Annotated in this window: 17 protein-coding genes and 1 tRNA gene; 2 read left to right on the top strand and 16 right to left on the bottom strand. The window is 48.8% G+C overall.

The window, feature by feature from the left end; all coding sequences use genetic code 11:
* Positions 1-80: 80 nt before the first annotated feature.
* The 7 genes from NV375_RS11610 to rpsU all read right to left on the bottom strand — a co-directional run bounded on the left by NV375_RS11610 (position 81) and on the right by rpsU (position 8,104).
* Entirely contained in the window at positions 81-2,156 is a 2,076-nt protein-coding gene (locus NV375_RS11610; RefSeq protein ID WP_258808356.1) for a S8 family serine peptidase, read from the bottom strand.
* A gap of 113 nt (positions 2,157-2,269) precedes the next feature.
* Positions 2,270-2,345, bottom strand: a tRNA-Ile gene (locus tag NV375_RS11605).
* A 93-nt stretch (positions 2,346-2,438) separates the two neighbouring features.
* Positions 2,439-3,233 carry an amidohydrolase gene (locus NV375_RS11600; protein WP_258808355.1) on the bottom strand — a complete coding sequence of 265 codons (795 nt, stop codon included), beginning with the start codon at positions 3,231-3,233 and terminating at the stop codon, positions 2,439-2,441.
* A gap of 157 nt (positions 3,234-3,390) precedes the next feature.
* Complete coding sequence (gene rpoD, locus NV375_RS11595) at positions 3,391-5,232, bottom strand: RNA polymerase sigma factor RpoD (RefSeq protein ID WP_258808354.1); 1,842 nt, start codon at positions 5,230-5,232, stop codon at positions 3,391-3,393.
* Between the two features lie 114 nt (positions 5,233-5,346).
* Positions 5,347-5,736 carry a DUF3192 domain-containing protein gene (locus NV375_RS11590; RefSeq protein ID WP_126773942.1) on the bottom strand — a complete coding sequence of 130 codons (390 nt, stop codon included), beginning with the start codon at positions 5,734-5,736 and terminating at the stop codon, positions 5,347-5,349.
* Between the two features lie 211 nt (positions 5,737-5,947).
* Complete coding sequence (gene dnaG / locus NV375_RS11585; protein ID WP_258808353.1) at positions 5,948-7,705, bottom strand: DNA primase; 1,758 nt, start codon at positions 7,703-7,705, stop codon at positions 5,948-5,950.
* A 183-nt stretch (positions 7,706-7,888) separates the two neighbouring features.
* Positions 7,889-8,104 carry a 30S ribosomal protein S21 gene (rpsU, locus tag NV375_RS11580; protein ID WP_026860840.1) on the bottom strand — a complete coding sequence of 72 codons (216 nt, stop codon included), beginning with the start codon at positions 8,102-8,104 and terminating at the stop codon, positions 7,889-7,891.
* Positions 8,105-8,520: 416 nt separating this feature from the next.
* Between rpsU and NV375_RS11575 the strand changes: the two genes are divergently transcribed.
* Positions 8,521-9,168, top strand: a complete 648-nt coding sequence (locus NV375_RS11575; protein WP_126773946.1) for a MarC family protein — start codon at positions 8,521-8,523, stop codon at positions 9,166-9,168.
* Positions 9,169-9,189: 21 nt separating this feature from the next.
* Here the strand turns inward: NV375_RS11575 and tgt are convergent, their stop codons facing one another.
* The 7 genes from tgt to NV375_RS11540 form a co-directional block, all read right to left on the bottom strand.
* Positions 9,190-10,305, bottom strand: a complete 1,116-nt coding sequence (tgt, locus tag NV375_RS11570) for a tRNA guanosine(34) transglycosylase Tgt (protein ID WP_126773948.1) — start codon at positions 10,303-10,305, stop codon at positions 9,190-9,192.
* Positions 10,306-10,359: 54 nt separating this feature from the next.
* Positions 10,360-11,406 (bottom strand): tRNA preQ1(34) S-adenosylmethionine ribosyltransferase-isomerase QueA, encoded by a 1,047-nt coding sequence (queA, locus tag NV375_RS11565; RefSeq protein WP_258808352.1) that lies wholly within the window; start codon positions 11,404-11,406, stop codon positions 10,360-10,362.
* Positions 11,407-11,514: 108 nt separating this feature from the next.
* The gene (locus NV375_RS11560; RefSeq protein WP_258808351.1) at positions 11,515-12,435 is read right to left on the bottom strand and encodes a hypothetical protein; all 921 of its coding nucleotides are present in this window, start codon (positions 12,433-12,435) and stop codon (positions 11,515-11,517) included.
* A gap of 4 nt (positions 12,436-12,439) precedes the next feature.
* On the bottom strand, positions 12,440-13,015 hold the full coding sequence (locus NV375_RS11555) for a hypothetical protein (RefSeq protein WP_258808350.1): 576 nt from the start codon (positions 13,013-13,015) through the stop codon (positions 12,440-12,442).
* Positions 13,012-13,554, bottom strand: a complete 543-nt coding sequence (locus tag NV375_RS11550; protein ID WP_198677703.1) for an RNA polymerase sigma factor — start codon at positions 13,552-13,554, stop codon at positions 13,012-13,014. The genes NV375_RS11555 and NV375_RS11550 overlap by 4 nt, the downstream gene beginning before the upstream one ends.
* Positions 13,555-13,686: 132 nt before the next feature.
* Positions 13,687-14,955: an inorganic phosphate transporter gene (locus tag NV375_RS11545; protein WP_258808349.1), complete on the bottom strand. Its 1,269-nt coding sequence runs from the start codon at positions 14,953-14,955 to the stop codon at positions 13,687-13,689.
* Positions 14,956-14,969: 14 nt separating this feature from the next.
* A complete protein-coding gene (locus NV375_RS11540) occupies positions 14,970-15,650 on the bottom strand; it encodes a TIGR00153 family protein (protein WP_126773957.1) in 681 nt (226 codons plus the stop codon).
* 167 nt (positions 15,651-15,817) lie between these two features.
* On the opposite strand from NV375_RS11540, the gene NV375_RS11535 reads away from it, so the two are divergent.
* Positions 15,818-16,561, top strand: coding sequence for a TerC family protein (locus NV375_RS11535; protein ID WP_258808348.1), 744 nt, complete (start codon positions 15,818-15,820; stop codon positions 16,559-16,561).
* A gap of 36 nt (positions 16,562-16,597) precedes the next feature.
* Here the strand turns inward: NV375_RS11535 and NV375_RS11530 are convergent, their stop codons facing one another.
* Positions 16,598-17,398, bottom strand: a complete 801-nt coding sequence (locus NV375_RS11530) for a YdiY family protein (RefSeq protein ID WP_258808347.1) — start codon at positions 17,396-17,398, stop codon at positions 16,598-16,600.
* A gap of 74 nt (positions 17,399-17,472) precedes the next feature.
* Positions 17,473-18,537, bottom strand: coding sequence for a class II fructose-bisphosphate aldolase (gene fba / locus NV375_RS11525; RefSeq protein ID WP_258808346.1), 1,065 nt, complete (start codon positions 18,535-18,537; stop codon positions 17,473-17,475).
* Between the last annotated feature and the right edge of the window lie 20 nt (positions 18,538-18,557).

Here is an 18,557-nt window from a genome sequence, read left to right as displayed (position 1 = left end):
GCACCGAAAGGTGTTGAATTAAAAAAGGCGCTTAATGCGCCTTTTTAGTCTGTAATCTAAACCTTCCTAATGTGCGTCGCTCATTGCACTTCCGAAGTAATTTCTGTCGTGATGGTAAACGGCGTTGCGACACTAATATAACCGGTTACACGCAATGTGTAGGTGCCCACCATGTCGGTCCAAAACTGGATAACTTCAGGGTTTTCCAAGGACGCGCTTGATGCAACTTCCACACCATCGGGGTTAACCAAGTAAAAGTCTAGGTCAGCGACGCCGGTCCAATTCAATGTGGACGTAAGATTGACATCGTTAGGGCCAATTTCTAGCGGGAATTCCTGAACCTCAAGGTTCTCCGCCGAAACCCCCATTGTTCCTGAATCAATTTGTTGGCTTTGGGTGAAGCTAACATCAGGAGGCAAAATTGCGCCATCGACATCCATCCGATCGAACATCACGCCCTTATCGAGAACCCGAACTTCTAAGTCATGAATGCCGTCACCCAAATCATCGAATGCAACCGCTACATCTTGCGGTGATCCTGCAGAAGCATTACGCGCATAAATTGTTTCAGCCCCCATCACGCGGCCATCGCTAATAAGTTCGATAGAGACGGGCTGATCATTGGTTGCTAAGAAATGAAGCCGTACGCGTTCACCTCGTACTTTAGCAAAAACTGACGAGTTTGGGTTTTTAGCTATAGAAACCGTTCCTTCGAATGCGCTGGTATCTGTTTTGCTTTGCCATTTTCCGACATAAACAAATTCTTGAGCACTATCATCAGCTTGCGCCCAACTTCCTTGACTTGCCCACAATGTATCGCCATTCATAAATGCAATACGATTACCAACCGTTTCTCTTGCTAGGTCTACAGCAGCTCTAACATCAATATAACCAGCTCCGACTTCATGCGGCGCATAATCCATCGGCTCAGCCGAATCTTTAATAATTTGCTCTATTTGGTCCGGCGACAACGCTGGATTCGCTTCCAGTAGCAATGCTGTTACCCCAGCAATAAATGGAGTAGCCATCGAAGTTCCGCTAATTGTGTGGTAGTACAAAAGGTAATCAGGGTTTTCCGCGTCAATTACTGGGCCCAGCGCACCGATTGCCGTATTCGGTGCGCGCGTAGAGGTTATACCTTGCCCTGGTGCGGTGATATCGGGATACTTATACTGATGACCCGCGACGCCACGACTTGAAAAATCGGCAAGTTTTTTATCACTGGTGCCCGCTGCAACATTTATAACCCACGGGGCGATTGCATATTGATTCAGCGTATCCTCTTCTGGCCCTGAGTTAGAAGCGGCGAAACTTACCACCATCCCCTTCTTATACGCTTCAAATGACGCTTTGTTAATTGGGTTGTTTGGATCAAATTCGGCACCGTCGCCGCCGCCCCAACTATTGGTAATCACATCGATACCCAACCGTTCTTGGTTCGCAATGGCGTAATCGAAACCCAACAGTGCATACAGAATCGAAATGCCTTCACCGGCGCCAAGCCCCACTAAGCTTGCTCCTGGAGCAATACCATCGTGGTAATAGGCTCTACGTGTATCATCAATAGATGCCATACCTGTTCCAGCAACGGTGCCGGCAACATGGGTACCGTGACCCGACGAGGTATCACTGTTTGGTACCCCTTCTAGAAATGCATTGCGTCCGCCTAGCAAATCAAGATCGCCAACAATTTTCACGTTCTCGATCGTTTTGGTTGCGAACTCCAAATCCGGATGCGTCGCATCGACCCCAGAATCTAACACTGCAATTGTCACGCCTTGTCCGTCTAGACCATAGAAGTCTTGCACATAATGCCCGCCAGTAATTTCACCCGACGTATAGTTGCTGTATTCTAATGGAGTGTTGGCATAGACACTGCTGACAGCTGGACTCGCCAAAAGCGCTTGCAATTGCAGCTTGCTTACAGTCGCTCCTGCCATGGGCATTGTTTGCATTGCAATGTAGGGAATTCCCAGGTTCTGTAGCACACCATCAATTTGGTTGTGCTCCTCAAATGACACTATTACATCGTAAGGCCCTGTCAGGCTTTGTAGATCTTGTGAGAGTTTAGGGCCCAATAATGCATCAGCATTTGCGCTCCCAACGCTGATAAGCCCAGACGCCAAAATACTTAATGAAAGAAGAGTTCGTTTCATAATCATGCTCCAATTAAACGTTGTTGACGTTTACAGAGTTGCAGCAAATGAAGACTGGGGATATAGGGGATCTCCCCTAACTTATCGATTCCGAGAAGTGGCTCAATTAAATATGGTGGCCCCTCCCAGATTTGAACTGGGGACCAACCGATTATGAGTCGGCTGCTCTAACCACTGAGCTAAGGGGCCATTTCAGGAAGGTGGTTAATCCCATGGGATTAACCAAGCGGGCGCAAGTATATGCAATTTTGGCCCGCTTGTCATGACCCCGAAGGGCTGTTTTTAAAGCTTTATGTCGTAGAATTCGGCGGCGTTGCGCGCGAATACTTTGTCGATGGCGTCGTCGTCATCGAGGGCTGCTGCAACTGTGGTGATGTCACTGAGGTTGAATGGTCGCTCAGCGCGGTTTGACGGTAAGTCAGTACCGAACATCAAACAGTCTGGGTTGGTCTTGTAGAGCGCGCGTACGGCTTCAGCTACGTTGACTTCGGTACGACCAAAGCCGCTGGCTTTAATGTGCACGCCAGCTTCGGCCAGTTTGCGAACCTGTGACAAACCGGAGCGTGCCATGCCAAGGTGGTCGACCGATGCTTTTGGCAACTTAATGAGCTTTGGCACAACTTCATCAAGTTCACGGCTGTCGACGTACATTTCGAGGTGCCAGCCGGCTAAATCCCAAATACGCATACCAAAGTCGACTAAATTATCCAGCCCACTGACCACGCGACGTTTTAAGTTAACACGTACGCCGCGGACTCCGGCATCACGTAACGACAAAATCTTTTCGTCCGATACGGTACTCGGCAAGTTAGTGATGGCGACAAAATTGTCACCGAGCTGGTCCAGCGCAGGCTTCAGATAACTCTGATCAAACCCTTGCGATGAGCCTGACACCAACACTCCACCAACAATAGGTAAGTCGCGCGTACGGTGCTTGTAGTCCTCCACCGAGAATGGTGGTGGCAAAAAGCCCTGATTTTCTAATAATGGATACGCGTCATTGTAAATGTGCAAATGCGCATCCACGATACGACGTGGTTGCGGTGTATCAGCCTTGTTCTGATCCATTGCGATCATAAAGTATCCTTTTCAGCGAAATTAGCACCACCTTAACAAAAATAGCGGCAAATTTCATATCAGCAGGATTTATACTGGCTACAGGCCAGCACGAATTCAAGCATAAAAAAGCCTCTGCAGTTCGACACTACAGAGGCGTTTTCGTTCGACTTCAGGCTTACTCGTCCAAGAACGACTTGAGCTGTTCTGAACGGCTTGGATGACGAAGCTTGCGTAACGCTTTCGCTTCAATCTGACGGATCCGCTCACGGGTTACGTCAAACTGTTTACCCACTTCTTCAAGCGTATGGTCAGTATTCATGTCGATACCGAAACGCATGCGCAGAACTTTCGCTTCACGCTGCGTTAAGCCACCCAAAACACCGCGAACGGCATTTTTAAGGCTTTCCGAAGTCGCAGAATCCACTGGCAAATCGAGGGTAGTATCCTCGATGAAATCACCAAGATGCGAATCTTCATCATCACCAATGGGGGTTTCCATGGAGATTGGCTCTTTAGCGATTTTTAATACCTTACGGATCTTGTCTTCTGGCATCACCATGCGCTCCGCCAACTCTTCTGGCGACGGCTCACGGCCCATTTCTTGTAGCATTTGACGCGAAATACGGTTCAGCTTGTTGATCGTTTCGATCATGTGCACCGGAATACGGATGGTCCGCGCTTGGTCAGCAATCGAACGCGTGATCGCCTGACGAATCCACCAGGTCGCATAAGTTGAAAACTTATAACCACGGCGATATTCGAACTTATCCACGGCTTTCATCAAACCGATGTTACCCTCTTGGATCAGATCCAAGAACTGCAAGCCACGGTTGGTGTATTTTTTCGCAATCGAAATAACCAAACGTAAGTTCGCTTCGACCATTTCTTTCTTGGCACGACGCGCTTTCGCTTCACCGATCGACATACGACGGTTGATGTCTTTAACTTTGGCAATAGTCAGTCCGGTTTCGACCTCAACTTCTGCCAGTTTCGCCACACAACGCTCAAGTTCGGTACGTAGCTCAGCGATGCCGTCAGAGTAGCTTTCGCCACTCTCAATTGCGGCATCGATCCAGGCCGTGCTGTTCTCGTTGCCTGCAAAAGCTTTCATGAAGGCACGCTTCGGCATGTTTGCCTGTTCGACACTCATCTTCATAATCAAACGTTCTTGCACACGGACACGATGCATCATGTCGCGCATGTCTTTTACCAAGCGGTCAAACTGCTTCGGTACCAAACGGAACTGTTTGAACAGATCGCTTAGTGCATCAATCTCGGTACGGGCTTTGGCATGATCACGGCCATGCTTGCTAATCGCCGCGCGGGTCTTTTCGTACTGGTCACGAAGCTCACCGAATTTTTGCCGTGCGAACTCAGGATCGATGCCGCCTTCATTTGCGTCATCATCATCATCGTCGTCGTCATCGGCATCATCATCTTCGTCTTCAAGCTCTTCTTCCGAAAGCTCTGAACCAATGTGCGTTGCCGCGACCGGTGCTTCGTCGACTTCGTTAGGATCGATAAAACCAGAAATGATGTCGGTAAGACGCATTTCTTCGGCTTCACATTGATCCCACTGATCGAGTAAGAAGTTAATGGCTTCAGGATATTCGGCGACTGAGCATTGAACTTGGTTAATACCTTCTTCAATGCGCTTGGCTATGTCGATTTCGCCTTCGCGTGTTAACAACTCGACCGTACCCATTTCACGCATGTACATGCGCACAGGGTCTGTCGTGCGGCCTAATTCGCCGTCAACACTAGCGAGCGCTGCCGCCGCTGCTTCCGCAGCATCTTCGTCTGCGGTGTCTTCGCTCATCATCAAGTCATCGGCATCGGGGGCGTTTTCAAACACCTTGATCCCCATGTCGTTAATCATGGCGATGATATCTTCAATTTGATCGGAATCTACAATCTCAGAAGGTAAATGATCGTTGACCTCGGCAAAAGTCAGGTAACCCTGCTCTTTTCCTTTGGCAATAAGAATTCTGAGTTGCGATTGACGACTCTGCTGCATACAGATCTACCACCTGTGATTTCAAATGGATAACTAAAAACCGGTCTTAAACTGAGGTATCGAATTCAAGACCGGATAGTGTAGCAGATTATGCAGTTTCGAGCCAGAAAATAATCAATTCTGTTGTGGGATACGGTCCAATGCTAACTGACCGGTACCAACGAGTTTTCCATCCTCAAAAACCAGTGGTGTGCACTCGTCACGAGTGGTGTTGCCGTCGCCTTCAACGCGATGCGTGCGATAGTAAAGTACATCGTAACGTACGCCATCAATGGTCGTGCGATCAGCAAAGTTTGGGGTGCCCATGGTCGCACGTACTGTCTCAGGTGTTGCTGCGGCAGAAAGTGCAGCAATGTGCGCACGGTTTTCTTCTTCTAACTTACGAAAGTCGCTCGTTGACCAGTCATTATCACCGTGCCCATCGGCGACGATCAAACACCCTTGTAAGGTCAAAACTGAAGTAAAAATAACTGCGCCAGCGGCTAAGGCTTTCATGGTTTTCATTATTATTCCTTTATTACTAAGTTTCAGAGAAGACAAAGGGAGTTAGCGTACGCTACGCTCACAGCTTTGTAGTTACCCAAGGATTTAAGCAAGGATAATGCCAAGTTTTTAAATTTATCTATTTACCAATAAAAACAATGATTTAATTTGAGCTTATTGGTTTTGGTTTGCTTGAGGATGGAGTGGTTTTCACTACTTTTTGTCAATTTTCTCAACTTTGTGCGCTGTTCTTCTTCGCCTTATGTTGCATCAATGCCATGTATTCGCGCTTCTCGTCTGCGCTCAGCGGCGCCTGTTGCTCTTTGGCAAGCAACTCATTCGCACGTTGTTCAACAAATAAATCAATGAAATATAAGAAGGTATCGAAAAACTCTTGGCTGATATTGTCTTGCTCAAGATGATGCTCCCAACTTACCAACTGCCGTAAGAGCTTTTCTTCACGCTGACCACGCCAAAGCTCAACCAATTGCGCTGAGTTAACGTTTTGCTCGCGCGTCTGCCGATGCAGTTCAAGCAGAACGTTGATGCCCGGCAATTTGAGTTGCGCTAACTCTTCGTGCAGCGGTACTTCGTGGCCGAGTTGCGGGTACTGCAGGAGCAGTGCTATGGCACGCCGAATCGGCGTCATTTTTAGTTTTTCCGGCGCTTGTGCATGCTGTGGTTTTTGCTTCACTTGACTCGCCACTTGCGAGACTTCGCGGCGTAACAAACGGGCAAGTTCCTGTAACAGTTCTTCGCGATAATAATCGCTGGCCACTTTTTCAATTAACGGCCGCGCTTGGCTCAACAACGCCGCACGTCCACTATCAGTAGTGAGATCAAGGCTCTCCGTCAGATGATTGAAAAAGTACTGGGTAAAGCTTTGTGCCTCGGCTAACCGCGCAGTGAACGCTTCGGCACCTTCTTGGCGGACTAAGCTATCTGGGTCTTCGCCATCGGGCAAAAATAGAAAATTCAGTTCAAGGCCGTCGGTTAACAACGGTAAGGCATTTTCGAGCGCGCGCCAGGCCGCATCTCGGCCAGCACGGTCGCCATCGTAGCAACAGGTCACCCGCTTCGTTGCGCGGAATAACATCTGCAATTGCTCAGTCGTCGTCGCCGTGCCTAGCGATGCCACGGCAAAGTCAATCCCCGCCTGGGCTAAGGCCACTACGTCCATATAGCCTTCGACAATAACGACTTGCTCGAGATTGCGATGCGCTTGCTTTACTTCATAGAAGCCATACAGTTCTCGGCCTTTATGAAAGATGCGCGTTTCTGGAGAGTTTAGATACTTCGGCCCATCACCGGCCAAAATACGACCACCAAAACCAACCACGCGGCCACGACGATCACGAATAGGGAACATCACACGATCGCGGAAGAAGTCATAATAACGGCCATTGTCGTTGCGATTAACCAGCTTCAAGTCGACCAGCTGTTCACGTGATCCTTGATCCTTTGCCAAACTCTTCAGCAGATCATCCCAACCATCGGGGGCATAGCCAATTTGGAACTGCTTCACGACTTCGCCGCTAAGGCCACGTCCCTTAAGGTAGTCAACAACCTCAGCTGACTTCTTATGATTGCGTAACTGATAGGCAAAAAACTTGCTGGCACGTTCCATTTGCTGGTAATCATCAGCGGCTTGCTGCCTTTTGCGCGCCTCTGCCTGTGGGTTGGCTGAGGTTTCGCGGGGGACTTCAACACCCAGCATTGCCGCAAGCTCTTCCACTGCATCGGGGAATTCAAGACCGTCATAGCGCATTAAAAAGTCAATGGCATTTCCATGCTCGCCACAGCCAAAGCAGTGAAAAAATTGCTTATCCGGAGCTACGGTGAAACTGGGGGTCTTTTCATTATGAAATGGGCAACAGGCCTGATAATTACGGCCCGCTTTTTTAAGCGGCACACGGCTATCCACGACTTCGACCACATCGGCGCGGTCAAGTAGATCATAGATAAAGCTTTTTGGAATCAGCCCTGCCATGGTATCTGCGGTTCCCTTATGTGTCATCGAGCGAAGGTCGCACGATTGTACCGCTTATTGCAGAAATGAAAAAGCCGAAGCGTGAAACACGGCTTCGGCTCTCAGCAGTCACTGTAAAAGCAGATTGCTCATCAGTAACCAGTCGCGGTGTAAAAGTTTAAGGTCGGCATGCGACCCAACAACTTAGTACAAACGAGTGCGACGCGCATTCTCGCGCGACAATTTCTTCGCGTGACGTTTTACCGCTGCTGCTTTCTTGCGCTTACGCTCTGCAGTTGGCTTTTCGTAGTGTTCACGACGACGTACTTCTGACAATACGCCCGCTTTTTCGCAAGAACGCTTGAAACGACGCAGCGCCACGTCAAACGGCTCGTTTTCTTTTACTTTAACAACTGGCATTAAAATCTCACCTCAATGAAAATTCTGTTGTTTGGTTATCAACTTTGGTCACTTTTTGACCAAGACGAATAAAAATGGTGCTGAATTGTAGCGAGTTCAGATCCTGATGTAAAGCCTGCGATCAATTTAATTCTTAAGGTAAGCGTGGCGAGAAAGGATGGAAGCGGTGAAGCATGAAAATCAGGCTGGTCAACATGACACTCATGCGGGTGACTCACCGCTTCCAAAGCGTGATCAACAGAAGTTGTATATTATGTTTTATTTTTGTGAGCAGATTATGACACCTTTACACGTCAAATTATGTCGCAGCAAGCTTATTTTGCTACATTTTTTACCTCTTTTTTAAAAACTTGATACAATACGGCTACTTATCGGCGCAATGTCGATCTATACAAGAGGCTTGTGGGGAGTCTGGCATGTTCGAAACCTTTATTTTTCAATTCACATCTCTGTTCACCATGATCAATCCGGTCGCGGCCGTACCTATTTATATTGCACTTACCGAAACCATGACACCCAAAGCAGCACGCTGGGTGGCGATGCGCGCTGCGGTAACAGCCTTTATTGCCTTAAGCGTGTTTGCGCTGTTGGGCGAAGCTATTTTTAGTTTCTTCAATATTTCAGTGAACGGCTTGCGGGTCGCGGGCGGTATTTTGTTCTTTGTGATGGGTTTTGAGATGTTACGCGGTCGCACGGTCCCTAAACGGGTCGATGGCGAAACCGATGGGGATTTTGGCTCCGACGTGGCAGTGACGCCGATCGGCATTCCAATGATTGCCGGACCTGGGGCCATTACCATGGTGATCTTGGTCATTCAGGAAGGTAAAACCGCAGCCTCGACAGCTTCTTCGAGCATTAGCCTGTTTATCGCTATTGGCTTGGTCTGCGCATTAACGGCAGTGGTGCTCGCCAGTGGCCGACAATTATTAGCCAAGCTCGGCCGCAGTGGTAGTAAGATTCTAATGCGCCTGATGGGACTTATTGTGATGCTCATTGCCGTCGAGTTTTTCTTCGCCGGCATCAAACCCTACGTAATTGATATTGCACGTTCGATCCCAGCCTAAAGGCTGGGATCACTGCGTTACTTAAGCTAAAGACGGAACCTCGAGACCACGCTTGGCATAGAATTCTGCCACATGCGCTTCTAAACGATCCTCGGCAATAGCATCACGCAAGTCTTGCATCACTTTTTGATAAAAATGCAGGTTGTGAATGGTGTTCAAGCGGCCACCTAACATTTCGTTACTGCGATCCAAATGGTGCAAGTAGGCCCGTGAATAATTCTTACAGGTGTAGCAGTCACATTCCGGATCTAATGGTCCCGTATCAGTGCGATGTACGGCATTACGTATTTTCACGACACCAGTACTGACAAACAAATGGCCATTACGCGCATTCCGCGTCGGCATAACACAATCAAACATGTCCACGCCACGGCGTACTGCTTCAACTAAGTCTTCTGGCTTACCCACGCCCATCAAGTAACGTGGCTTATCCGCTGGCATTTGTGGCGCAATGTGATCGAGAATGCGCATCATGTCTTCTTTTGGCTCACCCACCGACAGTCCGCCAATTGCATAGCCATCGAAGCCGATATCGGTCAGCCCATCCAAGGAAATGGTCCGCAGCTCTTCATACATGCCGCCTTGGATAATGCCAAACAGCGCCGCAGGGTTGTCGCCGTGGGCAGTTTTCGAACGCTCTGCCCAGCGCAACGATAGCTCCATCGAACTACGCGCTTCAGCTTGCGTCGCTGGATAAGGCGTACATTCGTCAAAGATCATGACAATGTCAGAGCCTAAATCGCGTTGTACTTCCATCGACTTTTCTGGCGTCAGTAGAATTTTTTCACCGTTAATCGGTGAACGAAATGTCACGCCCTCTTCGGTGATCTTGCGTAATTCACCAAGACTAAAAACTTGGAAGCCGCCAGAGTCCGTCAAAATGGGCTTATCCCAGTTCATAAAGTCATGCAGATCACCATGCTGTTTGATGATTTGCGTACCTGGACGTAGCATCAGGTGGAAGGTATTACCAAGACAGATATGCGCACCTGTTGCTTTCACTTCTTCAGGTGTCATGCCTTTAACGGTTCCAGCCGTCCCCACTGGCATAAAAGCTGGCGTTTCGACCACGCCGCGGTCAAAAGTCATGCGCCCGCGGCGTGCTTTGCCACAGGTTTTCAATAATTCAAACTTCATTTCATCACCGTTCGGTTAATTCACGGAAAAACAGTCCGAGGGCGCCAGTATACCTTAGCTCGGTTTACGGGTCACAAACATCGCATCGCCATAACTGAAAAAGCGATAGCGCTCTTGGATGGCCTGATCATAGGCATTGAGGACTTGCTCGCGTCCAGCAAATGCCGAAATCAACATAATCAAGGTCGACTCTGGCAGGTGAAAGTTGGTCACCATGGCATCAATAATTTGGAATTCATAACCGGGATAGATAAAGATATCGGTGTCGGAGAAAAACGGCGCTAACTGCTGACCATTCTTTAACGCCGCTTGTGCTGCTGACTCCAGTGAGCGCACTGAAGTCGTTCCTACAGCCACAACACGCTTACCGGCAGCTTTGGTCGCTAAGATCGCAGCAACCGTTTCTTGCGGCACTTCAGCGTATTCGCTGTGCATGTGATGTTCTTCGATGTTATCAACGCGCACCGGCTGAAACGTACCGGCACCGACATGCAAGGTTACGTATGCAAACTGCACACCTTTCGCTTTGAGCGCCGCTAGAATCGCATCATCGAAGTGTAAACCTGCGGTCGGCGCGGCAACTGCACCCGGTTTTTTATTGTAGACCGTTTGATAGCGCTCACGATCGCTCGCCTCATCGGGGCGATCAATATAGGGCGGCAAAGGCATATGCCCATAGCTTTCCAGAACTTCTAAGACCGGCGCTTCAGTTAAAAACTTAAGTTCAAATAGTGCGCCTTCACGGGCCACCATTTCAACCTCAACCTTACCTTCGAGAATAAATTTGGCGCCAGGCTTTGGCGCTCGGTTACTACGTACATGCGCCAGCACTCGTTGGTCGTCCAGCAAGCGTTCGACCAATACTTCTATTTTACCGCCCGAAACCTTTTCACCGAGCATCCGCGCCGGAATCACACGGGTATCGTTGAACACCAACAGGTCGCCAGCTTCCAGTTCATCCACAATCGCTTTGAATTGTGAATGTTCCACTGCGCCTGTTGCACCATCAAGGCGTAACATACGGCTCGCACTGCGATCCGGCTGCGGATAACGAGCAATCAGCTCATCAGGTAATGCAAAGGTAAAGTCTTTTACGTCCATAGGTATCACTGCCGCTATTTTGAGCGCGTACTTTACCTGTTTTGACGGGCAAAAAAAAGCACGCCCGAAGGCGTGCAAACAGAGATGACAACCGATCCTAATGATCAGTTAAAAGTTGTACGTCGTTGCTTTGGTTAACAGATCACTTGGCGATTCACATTTATCTAATTGACCTTTCGAGAAAATATAGATTTTGTCCTTACCGCCTTGTTCTGCTTGGCCGGCGCCTTCGAGGACAAAGGTTACGTTCTCCGATGCTGGCAACGCCCGCAAGGTACGGCCGTAATCACACAGCGTACTCGCCATGGTTTGCTCAAAACTCGCCAGTTGCTTCTGCAATAATTCTGCACGCTCGGCTTTACGCACTTCTACTTTTTTGCGCACTTGCTGACGCGCTTCAGCGATTTCCGCACGCGCTGTTTCCAACGCTTGCTGGGTTTCTTCCAATTCGACCCGAGCTTGTGCGAGTTCTTTCTCAATCGCCTCGCTTTCAGCTCCCTCAGCACTGCGTTTGGCTAGCTCTAAGTCACGTACACGACGACGCAGTTCACGCATATCACCCGCTGATTCACGGACTTCATCAGTCACCGTACGAATGATGCGAATATTACCTTCGCCGTCACCTTCAATATCTTCCGTAACAATTTCTAAGCCTTCAAGCGCTTCAGATGCTGCCGCTAAGCCTTCGGTTACCGCTAGTTCAATTTCGACACTATCGATACCTTCAATGTTGGGCATATCAGGCATCGGGGGAATCGGTACTTCACCGCCAAAAAACATGATGCGGTTACCACCGATCCGGGTACGGTACACGACGCCTTGACCAGCTAAGTAGTTGTAGCTTAAACGGTCACGTGAAATCACATGACGTCGATCTGATTTACTTTCCTGCTCAAGTGCCGTTGAAAAAATGCTGTTCATGATTTCAAGTTGCTTTCGCAGCTCATTACGTTGTTGTTGGTCTGCATGAGCAACTGTACTTGCCGTCAGTGCTAACGCGACCGCAGAAATCGCCATTAAGGTGCGCATGGTATTACTCCTTCGTCTCAAAATTTGGGGTGGTATCCAAGTCACCCGGCTCAATAAGCTGATCTGTGACTTGTGAAAGTTGATAAGCAAAGTAAACCTGATCGTCTTCACGCTGTGCATTTACATAACGAATCAAGTCTTCCATATCTTCTTGGCGCTCACTGCGATTGGTGGTCAATACATAATTCACCAATTGCTGATTAGCGGCTGCCACATCATCGCGGAAGTCTTCACGCAAGTTCGCCGCGTAATCGGCCATTTGCAATTGCTGTTCAGCAGCGTAAGCATTCATGCGCTCGGTCACTGCGGCCTGTAATTGTTGTTCAGTCAACCCACCACCAAAGTGAACATTGAAGCCTTGATCGGTCACTTGCACCTGTAACTGACTTACAATGGCTAGCAACGCCAGCACCGAGCAAGCCAGTGAGGCTAGTGGTAAAAAAGGCCGTTGCCACCAGCGCAAACGCTGTTCGGCGTGACCGCGAAAGGTCAGTTCACGCGGCCACTCGGGTACGCGTTCGGCTTTGGTCTGATCGGCAGTCTGCTGGATCCAATTTTCAAATTCATGTGACTTATTCATACGTCCTCCACCAACTGCTGTAAACGTTCAACCGCCTTGTATAAGCGTGACTTCACGGTGTTCAGCGGTACATCAAGTTGCTGACTAATCTCTTGTAATTTCAAATGCTGAAAAAACTTCAGCTCGACCACAATGCGTTGCTCAATCGGTAGCTCCTGCATGGCCTTCACCAATTGCTGGGTGCGTTGCTGACCTTGATAAACTGCTTCAGGGTTGTGCCAATCCAGCTCACTTTCTTGCTGTTCAAAATCATGTTCATCAGCAAAATCTTTACGCCGACGAAAGTGCTCGATACAGCGATGGTGAGCGATTTTCATCAGCCAGTTCTTGAATGAACTTTCACCACGCCAGCCAGCTAGGTTACGGAACAGCGACAAAAACACGTCCTGCATTAAATCCATGGCGTCGTCACGACTGCCGCTCATGCGCAGAGCGTAGTTAAACACTAATCCTTCGTAGCGCTGTACCAATTGCAACCAGGCCTGTTTGTTATTTTCTAAGGCTCGCCTCACGAGCCGCTCATCTGATGGTGCAAACACAATTGAGTTCCTTTGTTCTTTGCTACTGTAGTCGAGCGCCAACAACAAAAAGTTTTCGTAACGGCAAAAAATTTTCTTATGCGCACAAAAAAAGGCGACCGAAGCCGCCTTTCTATAGTGGACGAGGTTGACTTAAACGCCAAATGCCGTCTTCAAAATAAAGAAGAAGATAATCGACATAATCGCACCTGCCGGTAGGGTAACTACCCACGACACGACAATGTTACGAACCACACCCAAGTTCAATGCGGCAATACCGCGCGCCATACCTACACCGAGCACCGCACCCACCAGGGTTTGCGTGGTCGAAATCGGGAGACCGGTACCAGAAGCAATAACCACCGTCGACGCGGCAGCTAATTCTGCGGCGAAACCACGGCTTGGGGTCAAGTGCGTAATCCCTTTACCAATGGTTGCGATAACGCGCTTACCGAGCATTGCTAGGCCTAGTACGATACCTACTGCACCGACGGGCAATACCCACCATGCGAGTGCGGCCTTGCTCGAGATCTCACCACCACTTTGCACAACACTCACCACAGCAGCTAACGGACCAATCGCATTCGCAACGTCATTTGAACCGTGGGCGAAAGCCATGGCACAAGCGGTAACCACCATCAATACAGCAAATACTTTTTCGACGTTAGTGTAATGCATGTCTTTATCGGCCGAAGGGTCAAAGCGTAGACGGCCGATCATGATTTTACCGATGATTCCTACCACCACACCAATACCTATCGCCAAGGCAATACCGTCGAAGGTCGAAAACTGCACACCAACGTGTTTTAAACCCTTTTTGATGGTAACCAACGCGATAACAAAGCCGGTCAGTGCCATATAAAACGGCACATAACGCTTTGCCATGTCGAGTGGGTTTTCCCGATCAAAAATAAGCTTTTGCGCACTTATGAAAATAAAATAGGCAATGAGGCCGGCGATCATAGGTGTCACCACCCAACTACCGACAATACCTAATACCTTTGACCACTCCACCGAGTCAGGGCTCACACCGACGGCGGCAAAGCCAACGATAGCGCCAATAATCGAGTGAGTTGTCGACACCGGCCAACCTAAGTAAGAGGCGATAAGCAACCAAAAACCAGCGGCTAAGAGTGCACCAATCATCCCGAATACGAGCAGTTCAGGCGCATCGACAAAGTACGCCGAGTCAATAATACCCTTTCGAATTGTCGAGGTAACTTCACCACCCGCCAAATACGCACCAGCAAACTCGAAAATCATCGCGACAATAATCGCTTGTTTGATGGTTAACGCTTTAGAACCTACCGAGGTCCCCATGGCGTTCGCAACGTCATTGGCACCGATACCCCACGCCATAAAGAAAGCAAACGCTGCTGCCATCAAAATCAGCGTGAGGTTATAAGTTGAAATAATATCCATTGTTTGTCTCCGACTTAGACTCGTGCAAGCATGAGCTCAAATCGCGCGCCCACGCGCTCGGCTAGGTCCGCAAGATCACCGACCCAATCAAGGATTTTGTAGAGAAACATTGCATCAAGCGGATTCATGTCCTGCTCTAACGCACGTAGCTGACGGCGTAGTTTAACTTGCAGGGCATCGGTATCTTGCTCAATGTTGTCAAGCTCAGAAATCAGGCTATCAACAATCTTACGCTCACGGCCTTTGAAGCCCACTTCGAGCAGATCATCGAATTCGCCAATGGTTTCTTTAGCTTTATCCGTGGCATCCAAACAGCGCTGCAGATAGGCATCAAAGCCTTCAACCATCGACTCTGGTACTTGTAGTTCACGTCCAGTAATCAGGCCGGAAATATCTTTAGCTTTATTCGCGATGCGGTCTTGTTGCGATACCAGTTCGAGCAAATCGGTGCGCTCGACAGGCATAAACAAACCACCAGGAAGGTTCAAACGGATTTCGCGTTTCAGATCATCTGCGGCTTTTTCTTTTTTCACAATCGCCTTGCGATGCTCTTCAGCGTCATCCCAGTTGCCGGCATAAACGGCTTGAAAGAAGGGTTTTAAAGTCATTGCGCAGTCATGCACTTGTTCAATGTGCTCGATCATCGGTTTGATCGGTGACTTTGCAAATACACCTAGAAACGAGTTTGCAGACATAAAAGTTCGCCTTTGTTGCTGCTATTAGAATCATCGTGTTCCCGATCATTATCGGGGTGCGCATACTAGCCAAAATGTAAGCGCTGCGCAAAGAGTATTCCACGTTGTTTTTGCGAAATAACCCGTTTATTGTAATTCAATACCATCACAATGTAAGAGAAACCTAAATGTTTGAATGGATCTTTTTACCCGAGGCGTGGGTTGCTTTAGCGACCTTAACCGCACTCGAAGTTGTCTTAGGCATTGATAACATTATCTTTATTTCCATCTTGGTTGGACGTTTACCAGAAAGCCAACGCCAGAAAGCACGTCAAATTGGCTTATTGCTCGCCATGGGCATGCGGATTGCGTTACTGCTCAGTATTGTCTGGGTTATGGGCTTAACAGAGCCGTTATTTGAGGTGCTCGGCTTTGCCTTCTCGGGGCGCGACTTAATTCTTTTCTTCGGTGGTTTATTCTTACTCGGTAAAAGTACTTTAGAGATTCACCATAGTCTCGAGGGTGCGGAAGAAACCAAAACCTCTGGGAAAGCGGCCACGTTTGGCGCCATTATCACCCAGATAGCCGTCATCGATATCGTCTTCTCACTTGATTCGGTGATTACCGCAGTAGGTTTAGTCGATTATGTCGCGGTCATGATTATTGCGGTGGTGGTTGCAGTGCTGGTGATGATGCTTGCCGCCAAAGCGATTGGCGAATTTGTCGATCGTCACCCAACGATCAAAATGTTAGCGCTGAGCTTCTTAATTCTGATTGGTTTTACTTTAATGGGCGAAGGTTTAGGCTTCCATGTGCCGAAGGGGTATGTTTACTTCGCGATGGCGTTCTCATTGATCGTTGAGTTACTCAACATTCGCATGCGCAAACGTAACCAACCTGTGCATTTGAAAAAGCGGATTGCCGAGGACTAATCGGCAACCCGCTCTGAAGGCTTAAAGCAAGTGAGGTTAGAAACTGTAAACTAAGGTCACGGCGGTTTCAGTATCTAACTTCTCTTTGCTGGGATCTTCTAAATACGAGTTATGGCTCGCAGCCACGGAAAACTTCAAGGCTAATGAGCTGTTCACGTTGGCTGATACCGACAACTCGCCACGAGACTTGGTGTTTTGCTCACCTATTTCAGTTGAAGCCAACGCATTGAGTTTCGAGCTTTTCGTGATATCCCAGACCAAGTTTCCCGCCAGACGAAGAATCGCGCTGCTTTCTTGCTCCTGTGCGATACCATCAACGATCGGTTTATTGACGGAAAGACCAGGACCCACTTCGTAGTCGGCAAATAACGTCGGGCTGTATCGATACCGTGCGCCATAACCTACCGCAACCGTACCGCGATAGTCGTAACCACTGAACTTGTCTTCTTCATAAGAACCGAACACGAACACTGAAGAACGGCTCTCCGGACTAAACTTGTAGTTAGACTGCGCCGAAACAAACAAACGATCGCCAGTAGTGTAGGTCTCACCGGTTGATTGATCTTCTTGTTTTGAACGGTAATAGTCGATAACACCCTTGTGCCGCCAATTCTCATAATCACGGGCAGCATTCAACTTGGTTTTGAAAGTTTCGGTTTTGGTGTTACCGGAGGTGAATAGCAAACCGAGCTCAGCCGATGCATCCCAGTCTTTTTTCTCTTCCGTGTCTAAGTCGCTGGCATCGTCAAACATGAATATTGACGCTTGTGCATAGGCACTCGGCAAGCCGAGACAGGCAAACACAGCCAGCGCTGGCAAAGTCTTCTTAAAGTTCACAAACACCTCGTCTTTTTCACAATCCCACATTACGCATCAGTATAACGTGGGATTGCCTCGAAAAAGAACCCCGATTAGTTCACTTTAGCGTCCAATTCGCCCGTTTCGTAGCGTTTGAACATCTCTTCTAGCGAAATCGGCTTGATTTTATGTGCTTGACCCGCACAGCCGAATGCCTCATAGCGGGCCTTACAGATGTCGAACATGGCATCGGTTGAGGCCTTTAAGAATTTACGTGGATCGAAGTTGCTGGTGTTTTGTGCCAGATGACGACGTACCGCACCGGTCGACGCAAGACGCAAATCGGTATCGATATTTACTTTCCGCACGCCATGCTTGATACCTTCAGCAATTTGCTCAACAGGCACACCGTAAGTTTCTGGGATCTCGCCGCCAAAATCGTTAATCACTTTCAACCATTCTTGCGGTACTGAAGACGACCCGTGCATCACCAAATGCGTGGTTGGAATGCGCTTGTGGATCTCTTTGATGCGGTCAATCGCAAGAATGTCACCCGTTGGTGGACGGCTAAACTTGTAGGCACCGTGGGAAGTACCACAAGCAATCGCCAACGCATCAACATTGGTCGCCTTAACGAACTGGGCAGCCTCTTCAGGGTCGGTCAACAGTTGGTCGTGGCTAAGTTTGCCCTCAGCACCAACACCGTCTTCTTCGCCGGCTTCACCGGTTTCCAATGAACCTAACACACCCAGCTCACCTTCAACCGAAACACCGCAGGCATGCGCCATGGCGACAGCGGTCTGGGTAACCTGAACGTTATAATCGTAATCCGCTGGGGTCTTGCCGTCTTCTTTTAACGAGCCATCCATCATTACCGAGCTAAAACCCAGTTGAATCGAACGCTGACAAACCGCAGGCGAGGTGCCGTGATCTTGATGCATCACCACTGGAATATGAGGCCATTCTTCGATTGCCGCAAGAATCAGGTGACGTAAAAACGGCGCGCCTGCGTACGTGCGCGCACCCGCTGAAGCCTGCACGATCACTGGGCTATCGGTGGCATCCGCAGCTTCCATAATGGCGCGCATTTGCTCGAGGTTATTAACATTAAAAGCGGGTACGCCATAGCCGTTCTCGGCAGCGTGGTCGAGCAATTGGCGTAGTGAAATTAAAGCCATGAGTTATCTCCTGATCGTTG

It is taken from the genome of Pseudidiomarina sp. CB1 (assembly GCF_024752025.1).
Lineage (GTDB): Bacteria > Pseudomonadota > Gammaproteobacteria > Enterobacterales > Alteromonadaceae > Pseudidiomarina.
Note: the sequence above shows the minus strand (reverse complement) of the source record. Positions and strands in the feature narration are given on the sequence as shown.

Bases quoted from the DNA above. Each gene is read 5' to 3' on its own strand.
- NV375_RS11535 (WP_258808348.1), top strand. From the start codon at position 15,818: ATGTTTGAATGGATCTTTTTACCCGAGGCGTGGGTTGCTTTAGCGACC.
- tgt (WP_126773948.1), bottom strand. From the start codon at position 10,305: ATGAAGTTTGAATTATTGAAAACCTGTGGCAAAGCACGCCGCGGGCGC.
- NV375_RS11560 (WP_258808351.1), bottom strand. From the start codon at position 12,435: ATGCGCACCTTAATGGCGATTTCTGCGGTCGCGTTAGCACTGACGGCA.
- dnaG (WP_258808353.1), bottom strand. From the start codon at position 7,705: ATGGCAGGGCTGATTCCAAAAAGCTTTATCTATGATCTACTTGACCGC.
- NV375_RS11575 (WP_126773946.1), top strand. From the start codon at position 8,521: ATGTTCGAAACCTTTATTTTTCAATTCACATCTCTGTTCACCATGATC.
- queA (WP_258808352.1), bottom strand. From the start codon at position 11,406: ATGGACGTAAAAGACTTTACCTTTGCATTACCTGATGAGCTGATTGCT.
- rpoD (WP_258808354.1), bottom strand. From the start codon at position 5,232: ATGCAGCAGAGTCGTCAATCGCAACTCAGAATTCTTATTGCCAAAGGA.
- fba (WP_258808346.1), bottom strand. From the start codon at position 18,537: ATGGCTTTAATTTCACTACGCCAATTGCTCGACCACGCTGCCGAGAAC.
- NV375_RS11600 (WP_258808355.1), bottom strand. From the start codon at position 3,233: ATGATCGCAATGGATCAGAACAAGGCTGATACACCGCAACCACGTCGT.
- rpsU (WP_026860840.1), bottom strand. From the start codon at position 8,104: ATGCCAGTTGTTAAAGTAAAAGAAAACGAGCCGTTTGACGTGGCGCTG.
- NV375_RS11545 (WP_258808349.1), bottom strand. From the start codon at position 14,955: ATGGATATTATTTCAACTTATAACCTCACGCTGATTTTGATGGCAGCA.
- NV375_RS11555 (WP_258808350.1), bottom strand. From the start codon at position 13,015: ATGAATAAGTCACATGAATTTGAAAATTGGATCCAGCAGACTGCCGAT.
- NV375_RS11540 (WP_126773957.1), bottom strand. From the start codon at position 15,650: ATGTCTGCAAACTCGTTTCTAGGTGTATTTGCAAAGTCACCGATCAAA.
- NV375_RS11610 (WP_258808356.1), bottom strand. From the start codon at position 2,156: ATGAAACGAACTCTTCTTTCATTAAGTATTTTGGCGTCTGGGCTTATC.
- NV375_RS11590 (WP_126773942.1), bottom strand. From the start codon at position 5,736: ATGAAAACCATGAAAGCCTTAGCCGCTGGCGCAGTTATTTTTACTTCA.